This is a genomic window from Prosthecobacter sp. (assembly GCF_044222565.1).
Lineage (GTDB): Bacteria > Verrucomicrobiota > Verrucomicrobiia > Verrucomicrobiales > Verrucomicrobiaceae > Prosthecobacter.
The window spans coordinates 84046-98449 of record NZ_JBGANA010000012.1 but is presented as its reverse complement, the minus strand read 5'-3'; the positions used below and the strand labels follow the sequence as shown (position 1 = coordinate 98449).

Annotated in this window: 12 protein-coding genes; 1 reads left to right on the top strand and 11 read right to left on the bottom strand. The window is 61.3% G+C overall.

The features are described from left to right. Positions 1–46 precede the first annotated feature (46 nt). The gene (locus tag ACILSR_RS18310) at positions 47–787 is read left to right on the top strand and encodes a hypothetical protein (RefSeq protein WP_395751243.1); all 741 of its coding nucleotides are present in this window, start codon (positions 47–49) and stop codon (positions 785–787) included. A 259-nt stretch (positions 788–1046) separates the two neighbouring features. Here ACILSR_RS18310 and rpmB read toward each other — a convergent pair whose 3' ends face one another. From rpmB to ACILSR_RS18255, 11 genes are all read right to left on the bottom strand, one after another. Then, the gene (gene rpmB / locus ACILSR_RS18305; RefSeq protein ID WP_395751242.1) at positions 1047–1310 is read right to left on the bottom strand and encodes a 50S ribosomal protein L28; all 264 of its coding nucleotides are present in this window, start codon (positions 1308–1310) and stop codon (positions 1047–1049) included. An 83-nt stretch (positions 1311–1393) separates the two neighbouring features. Continuing rightward, on the bottom strand, positions 1394–2638 hold the full coding sequence (locus tag ACILSR_RS18300) for a hypothetical protein (protein WP_395751241.1): 1245 nt from the start codon (positions 2636–2638) through the stop codon (positions 1394–1396). A gap of 663 nt (positions 2639–3301) precedes the next feature. Then, a complete protein-coding gene (locus tag ACILSR_RS18295; protein ID WP_395751240.1) occupies positions 3302–4351 on the bottom strand; it encodes an agmatine/peptidylarginine deiminase in 1050 nt (349 codons plus the stop codon). Continuing rightward, entirely contained in the window at positions 4344–5210 is an 867-nt protein-coding gene (locus tag ACILSR_RS18290) for a carbon-nitrogen hydrolase (protein WP_395751239.1), read from the bottom strand. Before ACILSR_RS18290 ends, ACILSR_RS18295 begins: the two co-directional genes overlap by 8 nt. A 284-nt stretch (positions 5211–5494) precedes the next feature. Then, the gene (locus ACILSR_RS18285) at positions 5495–5917 is read right to left on the bottom strand and encodes a DoxX family protein (protein ID WP_395751238.1); all 423 of its coding nucleotides are present in this window, start codon (positions 5915–5917) and stop codon (positions 5495–5497) included. 338 nt (positions 5918–6255) lie between these two features. Further along, positions 6256–9102: a valine--tRNA ligase gene (locus ACILSR_RS18280; protein WP_395751237.1), complete on the bottom strand. Its 2847-nt coding sequence runs from the start codon at positions 9100–9102 to the stop codon at positions 6256–6258. Positions 9103–9321: 219 nt separating this feature from the next. Beyond that, positions 9322–9525: a hypothetical protein gene (locus tag ACILSR_RS18275; RefSeq protein WP_395751236.1), complete on the bottom strand. Its 204-nt coding sequence runs from the start codon at positions 9523–9525 to the stop codon at positions 9322–9324. 38 nt (positions 9526–9563) lie between these two features. Then, positions 9564–10034, bottom strand: coding sequence for a hypothetical protein (locus ACILSR_RS18270; RefSeq protein ID WP_395751235.1), 471 nt, complete (start codon positions 10032–10034; stop codon positions 9564–9566). Positions 10035–10076: 42 nt separating this feature from the next. Continuing rightward, positions 10077–10949 (bottom strand): ABC transporter ATP-binding protein, encoded by an 873-nt coding sequence (locus tag ACILSR_RS18265; protein WP_395751234.1) that lies wholly within the window; start codon positions 10947–10949, stop codon positions 10077–10079. A gap of 5 nt (positions 10950–10954) precedes the next feature. Beyond that, entirely contained in the window at positions 10955–12268 is a 1314-nt protein-coding gene (locus ACILSR_RS18260; RefSeq protein WP_395751233.1) for a hypothetical protein, read from the bottom strand. Then, on the bottom strand, positions 12265–14364 hold the full coding sequence (locus tag ACILSR_RS18255; protein WP_395751232.1) for an ABC transporter substrate-binding protein: 2100 nt from the start codon (positions 14362–14364) through the stop codon (positions 12265–12267). The genes ACILSR_RS18260 and ACILSR_RS18255 overlap by 4 nt, the downstream gene beginning before the upstream one ends. Positions 14365–14404 lie beyond the last annotated feature (40 nt).

Genomic DNA, 14404 nt, shown 5'->3' with positions numbered 1-14404 from the left:
TAAGTGCTGGTATTATTGACGTTATAGAGCGATAGACTCAGCAATTATGAAAACGCTCTCACTTCTGATTGTCGTCATTCAATTGGGGTTCGTTGTTGCAGCGAAGGCCTATGAGCCCACCACGATCGAAACAGCGCACGGGAAAAAGTATCTGCAGTGCAAAATCATCAAACGTGATCCCGATGGTGTGTCCTTTACCCACAGCCGCGGGACGGCGAAGGTGCTGTTTTCCGAGATGTCCGAGCCGATGCGCAACGCATTAGGCTATGATGCCCGGAAAGAGGATGATTATGAAAAGGCGCGGCTGGAGTCACGCAAGGAAGCGGAGCAGGCGCGACGCGCGCGCGATGCGAAGATGGCGGAAGCGATGGCCGCGGCGCAGGCGAAGTATGCGGCGCAGCAGCCGGTGGTTTATGTGCAGCAGGCGAACGGAGGTTATATGCGGAGCCTGGCTCCGGTGCTGGGCCTGGGGCAGATCGGGAATGGCTTTTATGGCTCGGGCCACTTCCAAGGACATCATGGCTACGGGGGATTCCAACAGCGTGGGTGGAGTCCGACGGTTTCCTCGATCGGTGCGGGCAGCGGCGGGGTGTATGTGCCGCAGGGGCATGGGCTGAATTTTTATGGATTTCCGGGCGTGAACTGGAGTCCGACGCTGGGATACACGAATGTGAACAACAACATGCCGGTAATCTTTGGTCCGCTCGGACAGTCGAGCACGAGCGCGGGCGTGGTGCCGGGCGTGGGAATTCCAGGGCATACCTCCCTGCCAGCGCATCATCATTGAATGCTCGTGGAGCGGCTGTGATGGCTGCTTTGGAGGAACCTGCGGCGCTTGGGGAGACGACCGGCCTGCTGAAAACGGTCACTGCGCGACCTCACTCCAAATGGCGCTGGGTGTTTTGGCGTCGATGGAGTGAGCGGGAGGGCTGGGCTCATCTCGCGGAGCGAGATGGCTACTATCCAGAGCTCTGCGGGAGTACGAAAAAAAGGCGGATCTGGGTGCAGATCCGCCTTTGGGAATGGATGAGCGGAAAGAGGGCTGATTAGATCAGGCCGGCCTTCTTCAGGGTGGCGTAGGCGCCGTTCTTGTCGAGGGTCTTGAGAGCGCGGGCGCTGAGCTTGACTTCGACGAACTTGTTCAGTTCTGGGACGAAGATGCGCTTGGAGCGGAGGTTCGGGAGGATCACGCGCTTCACACGCTTGGTGATGTGACGACCGATACCGCCTTCTTTCTTGGCTTTACCGCTGCGATGGATGTGGTGGCCGCGGGTGACGCCGACGCCGGTGATTTGACAGATGGTAGCCATGATGAGTTCTGGGGGAAAAAATTGGGGGCGCGATACTAGCCGAGGACTGGAAGGCGTCAACTGAAAGTCTGGGGTTCCGCTCTTCAACGGGTGGGGCGGCCCACCATGAGGCAGGTGGTGGCGGGGTTGAGGAGGTAGCCGATGCCAAAGTTGAGGGGTTTGACGGGGTAACGGCCGGAGGCATAGGCATCCACTAGATCCGGCTGCTGGCAGCCGGGGAAGAGGCTGAGGGTGCTGCGGTAGTTGCCATAGAGCCAGAGATTCCAGCCGTAGCGGCCGAAATCGCGGTAAGGGATGCCGGAGGGGTCCTGGACGATGGCGCTGCTGTGGCGGAGGAGGTAGTCGCGGATGTTGGAGAAGCCGCTTTCGTGCATGAGGTAGGAGGCGCTTTTGAGGAAGGCGGGAACGCGGCCGAGGCGGGAAACGAAGGTCAGGAAGGGACCGCCGGAACTCACGCCGCTGTTTGACAGGTCCTGGCGGAAGTAGAAGACGCGCTTCGAAGCGCCGAAACCGCTGCGGCAGCGGATCATGAGGCCGGTGTTTCCCGAGGAGCCGGAAAGGGTGACATTGCCTGCGCCGTCCAGGCGTACGGTATCGACGGATTCGACTGTGTGGCCGGTGCGGGCCATGAAGGCCATGAGGAGGGGCAGGACGCCGCGGAAGCGAGTGGCCTGGAGATTGCTGCGCATCTCCGTGGTGATGAAGTAGCCGCTATGCATGATGCTGGAGCAGGCGTTGTGCAGGCCGGTGAGGCCGGAGTCGATTTCGGACTGGGAGAGATCGCTGAGGCGCGGGAGAGGCTCGGCGGGTTCCAGACCAGCGAGGATGTAGGTCTCGGCGGAGGGGAAAAGGGCGCTGGCGAAGAGAAAATCCGGCCCGCTGAAGGGGTAGAACATGGCGTTGGCGTTTTTGATATCGCCAATCTCGGCGCCGGCCCAGGACTGCAGGGGATTGCGGTAGGCGTTCACATGGGTGGCCCAGAGAGTGTCCATGCGGAGTTTGTGAGCGGCCACCGCCGGGGTCTGGCTGTGGGAGGAGTCCATGCCGGCGAAGAGGCGGGCGATGTCATTGATGGAGCCCTCATGCCGGGGCACGCCCATGGATGCCGCGCCGTTGTAAAGGGGGCCGTGGCCCGCGCTTTCGGCCCGCTTGACACTGCTGCCACCGATGGCGTCCAAGACGTTATTCCAGCGGTTTACCCGGGTGGCTGCGGAGTAATTTCTAAAGGCGTCGTCTGGAAGTGCGCAGGCTGAGATGAGCAATGACACCAGCAAAGCCGCAGCGAGGCGGCAGAAAGTTGAGACATCTTTATTTCGTAGAGCCATCATAGAAGCCACGAAGGTACCCGACGGCGATGGTCCTCCAAGTAAGTCTTTAGAAAGGCACGGAGGTTTATTTGCAGATCTGCCTATTAATTGTGGAAATTCAGAGGGAGTTTTTTGGGATGATGAATAGTCAAGGTCATGGGCCGCCCGAAGCCGAGGGAGAAAGGCGATGGCGTTTGACCCGCTATCTGACAATCTTGTTTAGTGGTTCAGGCGACGGAGGAGGGGGGGCGGTGAGAGCGCGCCTCGCTTTGAGAACTGGTACAGAGCTCTGGGAGAGCTGATGGTTGCGAAGCCGATGGGTTACCCGAAGAGCATTTGATGATGTGTTGTTTTTCAGGGGCGGGGAGAGGGAGATTCGCGTTGTCCTCGCTAGCCTGCCCTTCTCACATTCCCAACGTTGAAGGACGGCGAAGTGAAGCGGAATGCCAATTCCGCGAAGGTGCCGACTCGGTATCGGAACACCGAGCTACACCCAAGCGTGCAACACGCTGTGCGCAGATTCCTAGTGATGTGAGAAATGCAGGCTAGATCGTATCGACTCTGAAAATCTTGTCCCATGGCCCGGACAGCGGAGGAAGAGACGCGAAGTACGCCAAACACGCCCGACCAACGCAAGGGCGCGGGCGGGCGTGTTTGGGTGAGCTTTTGCGAAGTGGCCTGGCCTTACTTCGGCTGATGCATGGCGATGCAGTGGAAAGCGCCACCTTCGGTGACGAGATCCTTGGCCATCATGGAGATGATTTCGCGGCCGGGGAAGCATTCGGAGATCTTGTCTTCGGCGGCGGCGTCCTTCTTCTTGTGACCGAAGAGGGGGACGAGCACGGCGTTGTTCATGATCAGGAAGTTCGCGTAGCTGGCAGGGAGACGGCTGAGGCGCCAGTCCTTCATTTCGATGGCCTGGGGCATTTCGATCTCGATGATCTCAAGCTTGCCGCCGTCAGGAGCGCGGACGTCGTCCAGTTTCTCGCGGATTTCCTTGAGGACCTTGTGGTTCGGGTCGGAGTCGCGGGGCTCGACCATGCAGATAACGGCGTCTTCACGGATGAAGCGCACGACGTCGTCGATGTGACCGTCGGTGTCGTCGCCTTCGATGCCCTTCTTGAACCAGACGATGTCTTTGACACCGAGCATGGCTTTGAGTTCTTTTTCGACTTCGGCCTTGTTGCCGGGTTTGCCGCCGTGGCGGTTAGGATTGAGGAGGACGGCCTCGGTGGTGAGGAGGGTGCCTTTGCCGTTGGTTTCGATAGCTCCGCCTTCGAGGATCATCTTGGAGGTGAAACGCTCCATCTTGAGAGCGGCAGCGGCTTTCTCAGGGATGGCGTTGTCGAGATCCCATGGTGGGAACTTGCCGCCCCAGGCATTGAATTCCCAGTCGGTGATGGCGACTTTGCCGGTCTCGTTGTGCTTGATGAAGATGGGGCCGTGGTCACGGCACCAGACGTCGTTGGTGTTGTTCTCGTAGATGTCCACCTGGGAGAGATCGCCTTCGTTGTCGGCGATGCTGAGGCGGATGTTCATGTGGCTGAGCATCGGGGCATTGATGCGCACGCGCTCGTAGCGGGAGATGACGCTGGCGATCTCGCCGAACTTGTCCTGGAGCTTGTGGTAGGTCTTGGGGCAGCTTTCCTTGTTGGAAGGCCAAGAAAGCCAGATCGCCTCCTGCGGCTCAAATTCGGCAGGCAGACGGTAGTTTTGGGGATAGGCGTTACTCATCGATGTAGCGTTTGGTCAGGGGAGCGTAGGTGTCAATGCGGCGATCACGGAAAAAAGGCCAGATACGGCGGAAATCTTCCACCGCAGAAAGGTCACACGGCACGATCAAAATCTCTTCATCGCTCACGGAGGCCTTTGCAACGATTTCTCCATAGGGATTTGCGACAAAACTCTGGCCCCAGAATTCGCTCTGCTGCTCGGTGCCGACGCGGTTGACCGCGGCGAGGTAGCAGCCGTTGGCGACGGCATGGCCGCGCTGGACGGTCTCCCAGGCGCAGTGCTGGGCGGCGCCGAGGGCAGCTTTTTCACTGGGGAGCCAGCCGATGGCGGTGGGGTAGAAGAGGATCTCCGCACCCATGAGGGCGGTGAGGCGGGCTGCTTCGGGGTACCACTGGTCCCAGCAGATGAGGACGCCGATGCGGCCGAATTTGGTGTCCCAGACGCGGTAACCGAGGTCTCCGGGGGTAAAATAGAACTTCTCCTCGAAGCCGGGATCCTGCGGGATGTGCATCTTGCGGTACTTGCCGAGCACAGCGCCGTCGGCATCGATGACGGCGGCGGTGTTGTGGTAGAGGCCAGGGCCGCGTTTTTCGAACAGAGGGACGATGATGACGACGCCGAGTTCTTTGGCGAGGGGGGCGAGCTTTTCGGTGGTGGGGCCGGGAACGGTCTCGGCAAGATTGAAGAGTTCGGTGTCCTGCGTGATGCAGAAGTAGGGGGTGTTGAAGAGCTCCTGGAGGCAGATGATCTGCGCGCCACGGGCTGCGGCATCACGAATGAGACGTTCATGCTGCTGCACGCTTTCTTCCTTGCTTGAAAATGCCCGGCTTTGCACCAGGCCGAGAGTCACCTTTGCCATAAGACGCGGACGGTTCACTGTACGAGGAGGGAATGCAAGGGAAGCTGTGTTCCATCCTTCTCACTTCGTGCAAAGGAGGGCTCGCTTCGTTCGGATGCGGGATGCTGATGAGCTGTTTGGATGGGTGATTGTGTCGAAGTTGGGGTGAGTTGCACATCGAGGGCGCTGCCATGCGCTCGCAGACGGGCGGACTGTCGCCACACTCATCCTACGATCACGAATCGCGCGAATAAAAAAAGCCCGGCAGTTTGGTGCCGGGCTTTTGGGATTGAGGAGAGATGAGATTACTCGCGATCCACGGAGAACTTGCCGGGGCCGGTGAAGAGGAGGGTGACGTAGGCGACGAGATAGACCATGGCGAGCTCGCCGGATTTGATGTTGCTGGCGGCGACATCGACCAAGGCGGACCTGTGTACGAAAAAGAAAGCGACGCCCATGGTGATGGCGAGCATCAATGCGGCGAAACGGGTGAATAGGCCTGCGATGAGCAAGGCGGAGCAGACGACTTCCGCGAAGATGGCGAGGCTGAGGTTCACATTTCCTGGGAGGAAAGGCAGGCCGGGGAACTTTTCCGCCATGGATGAGAAGCCAAGGATTTTGACGCGGCCATGGAGCAGGAGCATGGAGAAGCCGAGGGTGACGCGGAGGATGAGGAGACCGTAGTCGGGAGACTTGGGCAGGAAGGACAGTTTCAATATCTTGAGCATGAGTGTGTTGGGTGCGGGTTGGCGGGGATTTTGCGCGAGCATGGTCATGCACGTCTCCCGGAGACAAGCCTAAAATTTAACCTGAAAATGCAGGAAATGGGGACGTTGTGACGTAGGGGCGGCGCAGCGGGAGAGCAGCGCCATCGGCATTGCGGCGGTCTGTGTCACCGCTACGCGTTTTCAGGAAACGTCATCGCGTGGGGTGTCGTACAACCGTGGGCTGGCACCCACGGTTACGGGGTGGCAACGCTACGCGCGTTCGCGAATGCCGCGGTGCGACATGCGATGCGAGGTGCGGGTGGCGAGCGCTGGGCTCATCTCGCGGAGCGAGATGGCTACTATCCCAGAGCGGACATCATTTCTTTGAGCTTGGCGAGTTTTTCCTGCCAGTCGGTTTTGCGCTGCTGGTGCTCATCGAGCACTTTTTGCGGGACCTTGGAGGTGAACTTTTCGTCGGCGAGCTTGGCGGTGACCTTTTCCAATTCGGATTCGACTTTGGCGACTTCTTTGCCGATGCGGGCGCGCTCGGCTTCGACGTCGATGAGGCCATCGAGGGGGAGGAAGAGGGTGCCTAGGGGAGTGAGGGCGCTGGGGGTGCCTTGGGTCGGAGCGAAGGAGGCATCGACGTCGAGAGGCTCGGCATTGAGGAGGATGCGGAGGACTTCGATCTCGTGGGCGGGGAGTTCTGTGTTCGGTTTGAGGACGAAGCGGACGCGCTTGTTGATGTTGAAGGCGCTCTTGAGGCCGCGGCCGAGATTGACGGCTTCGTATTTGTCGTTCGCGGTCTTTTCGTCCTCGGGAAGGATGCCGAAGTAGGCGAGTTCATCGGCATCGAGCGGCTTCGGCCACTTGGCGAACATGATGCTGTTGCCGCCCTGATCTGCGGGGAGATCGGCATTGAAGGCCATGCCGTGCCAGAGCTCTTCGGTGATGAAGGGCATGAAGGGATGGAAGAGGCGCAGGGTGTTGCTGAGAACGAAGTCGATGACGGCGAGCGTGTTGGCCTTGCGCTTGTCGTCGGTGCCTTGAAGCACCGCTTTGCTAGCCTCGACGTACCAGTCGCAATACTCGGTCCAGAAGAAACGGTAGAGTGCTGCGGTGGCGTCGCTGAAGCGGTAGTCTTCGAGGGCGGCGGTGATTTCGGTGATGGCCGCGTTGAGACGGAGCAGAATCCATTTGTCGTCGCTGCTGAGGAGGGCGGCGCTGATCTCGGTCTCGGTTTCGCCGCCCTGCATCTGGCGGAAACGTGCGGCGTTCCAGAGCTTGGTGCAGAAGTTGCGGCCGAGCTCGACATTCTTTTCGTCGTAGCGGATGTCCTGGCCCAGCGGGGCGCTGCGCATGATGCCAAAGCGGAGGGCATCGGCGCTGTATTTGGCAATGAGTTCCAAGGGGTCCGGCGAGTTGCCAAGAGACTTGGACATTTTGTCGCCGTTCTTGTCGCGGATGATGCCGGTGAAATAGACGTTCTTGAAGGGGAGTTCGCCCATCCATTCGTAGCCGGCCATGATCATGCGGGCGACCCAGAAGAAGATGATGTCCGGGCCGGTGACGAGGTCGGTGGTGGGGTAGAAGGCGCGGAGTGTTGGATTGGTGGAGTCTTGGGATTTGTTGCCGGTCCAGCCCATGGTGGCGAAGGGCCAGAGCCAGGAGGAGAACCAGGTGTCGAGGACGTCGGGGTCTTGGGTGAAGCCTAGAGCCTCAATCTCTTTGATGTAATTCGCTTGATCGGAATCTCGGGATTCGTCAGGGGCAATGGCGACAAAGATTTGAACAGGCTTGTCAGTATTGTCCGGACCGATCAGATCTGGATCAATTTTTTGAACGATGAAGTCCTTCCGTTGCGCTGCAATTGCGCAGACTTTTGCGTGGTCGCTATTGCATGCCGATGTCCAGCCAGAATACTGCTTGCTCCACACGGGAATGCGATGGCCCCACCAGACTTGGCGGCTGATGCACCAGTCTTGGAGGCCGGTCATCCAATGGTCGTAGACTTTGGCCCAGCGGTCGGGGTGGAATTTCATTTCGCCGTTGGCGACGACGTCCTGGGATGCTTTGACGCTGGGGTATTTGAGGAACCACTGTTCGCTGAGGCGTGACTCGATGGGGACGTCGGCGCGTTCGGAGAAGCCGAGGTTGTTTTGATAGGGCTCTTCTTTGACGAGGCTGCCGATTTCCGTGAGAAGCTCGGCGGCGCGTTTGCGTGCGGCGAAGCGCTCCATGCCGGCGAGGTCTTTGCCGGCGAGATCATTGAGCACGCCGTTCGGGTGCATGACGTCGATCACGGGCAAGTTGTGGCGCTGGCCGATTTCGAAGTCGGCCTTGTCGTGCGCGGGGGTGACTTTGAGTACGCCGGTGCCGAAGGTGAAGTCGACATGCTCGTCGGCGATGATGGGGAGGAGTTCCTGATTTTCGACGGGAAGCGGGCGGCGGACGTGCTTGCCGATGAGGTGGGTGTAGCGCTCGTCCTTGGGATTCACGGCGATGGCGGTGTCGCCAGGGATGACTTCAGGGCGGGTGGTGGCGATGGTGAGCCAGGTGCCGGGTTCTTCGACCACTTCGACTTTGAAGTGGTACATGATGGCGTTCTGGGGCTTCATGACGACCTCTTCATCGCTGAGGGCGGTGAGGGAGGAGGGGCACCAGTTGACCATGCGTTTGCCACGGTAGATCTGGCCCTTTTTGTAGAGGTCCACGAACACGCGCATGACGCAGGCGTTGTAGTCGGGATCGAAGGTGAAGCGCTCGCGGCTCCAGTCGCAGGAGGCACCGAGTTTTTTGAGTTGCTCGATGATGATGCCGCCGTGCTTTTCCTTCCACTCCCAGATCTTGGCGACAAGGGCTTCGCGGCCGAGGTCGTCGCGGTGCTTGATGACGCCCTGCTTTTTGAGGGTCTTTTCGACGACGTTCTGCGTGGCGATGCCGGCGTGGTCGGTGCCGGGGAGCCAGAGGACTTCTTTCCCGAGCATGCGGGCGCGGCGGGCGAGGATGTCCTGGATGGTGTTGTTCAGGACGTGGCCGAGCGTGAGGATGCCCGTGACGTTGGGCGGGGGAATGACGATGGAATAGGCCGGGCGGGTCTCGCTCACACGAGCGGGGTCGGCTTCAAAGCATTTGTCATCCAGCCAGCGCTGATACCAGCGGGCTTCGACTTCCGCGGGCGTGTAGGTCTTGTCGAGTTCGGGCATAAAGGGCGGCCAAGATGGGGGAAAGCCGCCGCTTTGCAAACTTCCGATCAGAGTTCCAAGTTGAAAGTTGGCCAGAAATGGGCGTTTCCGGGAAAGTCATTCACGGGACGTTCGGCGGAGGCTGGGGACCAGCCTCCCTGCCTTGCGCTGGGCGTTTAGGGGGGAGGCGCAACGGCTATTGACGCTGTCGAGAGCAACTGGGACGGTTGGGCTACTGGCTTAGCGCATGGGCATGGCGAGGGGGCCCATGGGGGGCATGTCTGGGCGGGGATCGCGGAGGGTGTCCGGGACGGTGTGGGTGCGGCGGGCCTCGTCCTCCATTTCGCGCGCGGTTTTGGGGGGAGATTTGTCCGTCAATGCACCGCAGGAGGAGAGCGAGGCTGCTGCAAGGACAGGGATCAGGGAGGTGAGTGCTCGGTTCATGGCGAGAGAAGTGGCTGGTTTGTGCCAAGGGAATGAGATCACTTTGGCATGCGGGCGTTCAAATCGTCCACGTACTTGCGGTCCTCGGCGCTGAGGCGTTCGAGCGGGATCTCCACGGGTTTTTGACTGACCAGGAGACGGATTTTTCCTTCGCGGATGAGGGTGGGCTTTTCGGGCATTTTGGGAGGCGGGGCCTTGGCGACGGCCTCGCGGGCGGCGGCGGGGTTTGCCGCATCCAATTCGATGACGGCATCCTCGAAAATGATGATGGTGCCGAGGAGGGATTTGCCATCGGTGCTCTTCCACTGGCGCGGCTCGCCAACGGTGAAGTGGGAGGTGAGCTTGGCCTTGGTGGAGGGCGCAGGCTGGGAGGTGTTGTTGATGCTGACGCCGCTGTTGCCGCCGCTGCCATTGATGGTGCGGGTGTCGAATTTCTTGCCGGTGGTGGGCAGGATCACCTGCGCGCTGAGCGATGCAGTCATCGCCAGGAGGATGAGCCAGGCTTTCATGCCGGGAGGCTAGCATGAGGCAGGGGCGGGGCGCAATGGGGATTATGCCTCGAGCGCGGAGTAGTCGATGGCTTTCAGGCGGGGCTGTTTGGGGCCCATGCGGGGGACGCAGTCCAGCAGGGCCTTGGTGTAGGGGTGCTGGGGATTGCGGAGGATTTCATCGACGGGGCCGGTCTCGACGATCTCGCCACGGAACATGACGGCGACGCGGTCCACGACGCTGCGGATGATGCCGAGATTGTGGGTGATGAGGATGATGGACATGTCGAGATCACGGCGCAGCTGGGCGAGCAGGTCCATGATCTGCTTTTGAATGGTGACATCGAGAGCCGTGGTGGGCTCGTCGGCGATGAGGAGCTGGGGCTGGGTGCAGAGGGCCATGGCGATCATGACGCGCTGCTGCATGCCGCCGCTGAGTTCGTGCGGGTAGGCACGGAGACGTTTGCGGGAATCGACGATGCCGACTTTGTCGAGCCACTTCACAATTTCATCATCGCGGCCGGCTTTGGGAACGTCCGGACGATGGAGGGCGAGGGCTTCGCCGATCTGAGTGCGGATGGTGAGGACGGGATTGAGGGAAGTCGTTGGCTCCTGGAAGATGTAGGCGATCTCCTTGCCACGAATAGCGCGCAGCTCGCGCTCGTTCATCTCGAGGATTTCGTGGCCGTTTAACGTCATCTGGCGTGCGGTGATGGCGGCGGGAGGCTCGGGGAGGAGGCGGGCGAAGGAGAGAGCGGTGGCGCTCTTGCCGCTGCCGCTTTCTCCGACGAGGGCGATGGACTCGCCGCGTTTGAGCTCGAGGCTGATGCCTTTGACGGCTTTGACCGGAGCTGCATCATGGCGGCTGAATTCGATCTGCAGATCGCGGATGCAGAGCAGCGGGGCGTCTTTGGAAGGAGTGGATTCGGCGGACATGAGGCTCAGGAGAGTCGAGGGTGAAGGATGCGACTGACTTGGATCAAACACAAGGCGGCAAGCGCGATGCCGCCGCCGGATTGAAGGAGAGCAGTGGGATCGGAGAAAGTCTGGGACGCTTCCTGCACGGAGGCGATGGCGAGGGGGCGGTAGAGGCTGGCAAGGGGTGCGGCGAATTTTTCGATGAGGCGGGGCTGCAAGGCACAGGCTGCCGCCAAGCCCAGGAGGGTCTGGGCGGAGACGGAGCACAGCCACGAGGCGACCATACGACGCTGCACGGGGGCGATGTGCAGGCGCCAGGTCATTTCCTTCGAGGAACCGAAAGCGCGGGAGACCTCCAACGGCAGCCGGGCTTTCGCCTGGTTCCAGGCCTGGAGCCAGCCGGCGCTGCTGGAAAGGAGCGCGGCGAGTCCGAGCCCGGGGATCCACAGCAGGGATGACCATGAAAGAAGGGGAAGAAGGCCGAGAGCCCAAAACAACCAAGGCTGCGAGGCGAGTGTGGAGACTCTCCCCCTGGAGGGCTGCCAAGAGCCCGGCAGCAGGCAAGCCGTGGCGCAGAGGAGAGACATCATGGCCGCGCCGGTGGCGAAGCCGAGCGCGATGGCCTGTGCGTCCGCGGCATGCATGCTCTGGGCCATCCAGCCGCCCCAGCCCATGAAATGCAGAGCGTCCTCTATGATGATGAGATAGACCGGCGCGACGAGGCTGAGCGATTGGAGACGCACACGCAGCAGCGGCAGCAGCTGACGGAAATGGTGAAGCCAGAGACGTGAGGACGCGGGAACGCCGCGAGCGCGCAGGGAGAAATCCAGATTCTGCGGCACCCTGCCATCCATGATGACGGCGTGAATCATCTCGCCGCACAAGGGCAAAGCCAAGATGAGGGAGGGGGCAAGATGCAGCCAGAGAGCCTGAGCGAACCAAACGCGGCCGGAGGCGTGGGTGTCAGGGAAAGGCGCAGGCATGAGCGACTCAACAGGCCAGCCGAGCGAGCCGATGCAGCCGCTGACGAAGCCCCAGGCCAGCACCACGATGGGCAGGCAGGCGAGAGCGCGGCCGAGAAAGGCGAACAGTCTTTCCGCATGTGAGCCCCACTGGCGGGCATGCAGGCCGACGACGAGGCCGATGCAAAGCGCCAGCAGCAAGCTGATGACGAGAACGATCATGCTGGAGGTGCAGAGGCGCCAGAGATCGGGCGTAGCAGAAGGGGCGGGATGATGAGGAAAGAGATACGCCATTCCCGCCGCTGCCAGGCCGCCGGCCAGCAGGCGCAGAGGCAGCCAGCGTGGGGATGAGGAGAATGGCTGCTGGGTCGTCATTCCGGCAGGCGCATTTGGGGTTTGATGCCGGGGGCTGGCGGCGGCTCTTCATCGCGGGAGCGAAGCTGGAGCTTGATGGCGGGGGCGGATGGCGGGCTCTTCGCTGAGAGCGTCAGCGTTTGCAGTGTCCAGTCTGAGACCGGTCCGGGGGCGGAAACTGGCTCGCGCAGCGTGGGCATGGCAGCGGCTTCGTCATGCGTGGTGAAAAGAGTGAGCATGGGGTGCATGGGCAGCAGGCTGGCCTCCAGCTCACGCACCCGTTTTGGCACTTGGTCGGGGTCAAACTCGGCGGCCAGGGCGTCTAGCTTGAGATCAATCTGAGGATCGGCGATGCCGCAAAAATTGGTGCCTCCGGGCTTGGCAAGGGAGGAGTGCCACCAGGGACGCTGATCCCATGAAACTTCGAAACGCTGATCGAGCAGCACGGCATCAAAACGGTGCTCGTGGAGGCGCTGCGAGAGGGTCAGGGCATCGGGCGCGAATTCGACCTGCACTTTGGCGCCGAGCCGGCGCCACTGTGCCACGAGGAGATCCGCGGCACGGGTATGCAACTCGTCTCCGCCGGGCACGAGCAGCGTAAACTGGAGCGACTGCCGCGCGCTGCGCGCGATCCCTTCGACATCGCGCGGCCAGCCGGCATCGGCGAGAATCTGGCGGGCATGCTCGAGCTGAAACGGCTGACTTTTTGCGTGGGTGCTGAACCACAGGCCAGGAGCAAAGAGGCTGGCATCCGCACGGCCTAGACGCCCGGGCAGGGAGCGAATGAGTTCATCGCAGTCAGTGGCGAGGGTGAGAGCCTCTCTGCAAAAGGGGTGCTGCAATACCTCATGCCGGGTGTTCCACAGTACGACGAGGCGCTGACGCGGAGGGGTGTAGCGCAGCTGCTCCTCACGGGTGCGATCCTCGGCAGGCCAGAGGATATCCACCGTGTGAGTGCGAACGCCGATCTGCGTCATCAGCGGAGAGGCGATGAAATTGAACAAGAAGCGCGGGAGATTTTTGTCCTTCTGCACGGGTGTGAGCAACAGGGTGCGGGAATCCCGAACGGCGATGCGATGGGTTCCGGCACCGGGTGGCGCATGGGCGACGAAATCGGAGTCCTGGGGAGCTGGGTGCTGGCGCAGCCAGGCGGCGGGCAGCATGGGCAGATTGACCAGCACGCAGAGCGCGGTGCCCTGGCGGCGGCGGAAGGAGATGTGCAGGCGCGAGCCATTTTCCTGCGCCTCTGTGGTCTGGATGTTGCCGAGCGCCTCGCGGTTTGGCAGGGGCCACTCGTTGCCACGAAGAAAATCGATCGTGGCTCGGGCGTCTTCGGCGGTGACCGGAGTACCGTCAGCCCAGTGCTGGCCAGGGCGGATGTCGAGATCGAGCACTGGTTCGCTCAGGGCGCCGACTTCGCCGAGCGGATTGATGGCGGCTGGTTCAGTGGTGCCGGAGTCCAGGAAATGGTGCAGGTCCTCGAGCAGGCGCGGCGACTCTCCTGCAACGACGATTTCGCAGGCATTGGCACCATCAAACCAGACGCGCTGAACAAGGCGGGCCTGGGACGACTCGGCCATGAAACGTTCCCAGGATTTGCGCAGCGGAGAAGTGCGCTCGATGCGCCAGAAGACGACTGGCTTGAGATCCTGTGAGGCGATGAGTTCAAAGGCCTGGCGCACACCCGCGGAGTTGGGTTCGGAAAAGCTCAGCAGCAGGCGGTTTTCCAGCACACGTGCGGAACTGAGGCGCCACTCGGCCCAGCGGTTTTTTTCGCCGATCTGAGCCTGCAGAAGCTCCTGCGCTTTTTTGGCGGCGGCTTCATCCACGAACCAGCAGGTGACGTCCTGGGTCCAGCGCCAGTACTCGGCGAGTCCGGGCTGGAGCGTGCCCTCCGTGCCGAGCCGAATCAGGGGCTCGTGAACGAGTTCTGCGATCTCCCGCTCGACTTCTGTGGCGGGGAGAAAGGGATGCAGCACGGGAGCGGTCTGCGGGAGCATGACGACCACGCCGTCAGTGCGGTCCGCATGGCTGCGGCGGGATTCCTGCACCGACCACCAAGCCACCGCCGCGACGAGCAACGGGAAGCCAAGGGTTAGGATGCGGGGCAAAATCATGCGCAGGGCAAAGCTAGAGCGTGCGCCTCACGGCGGCAAG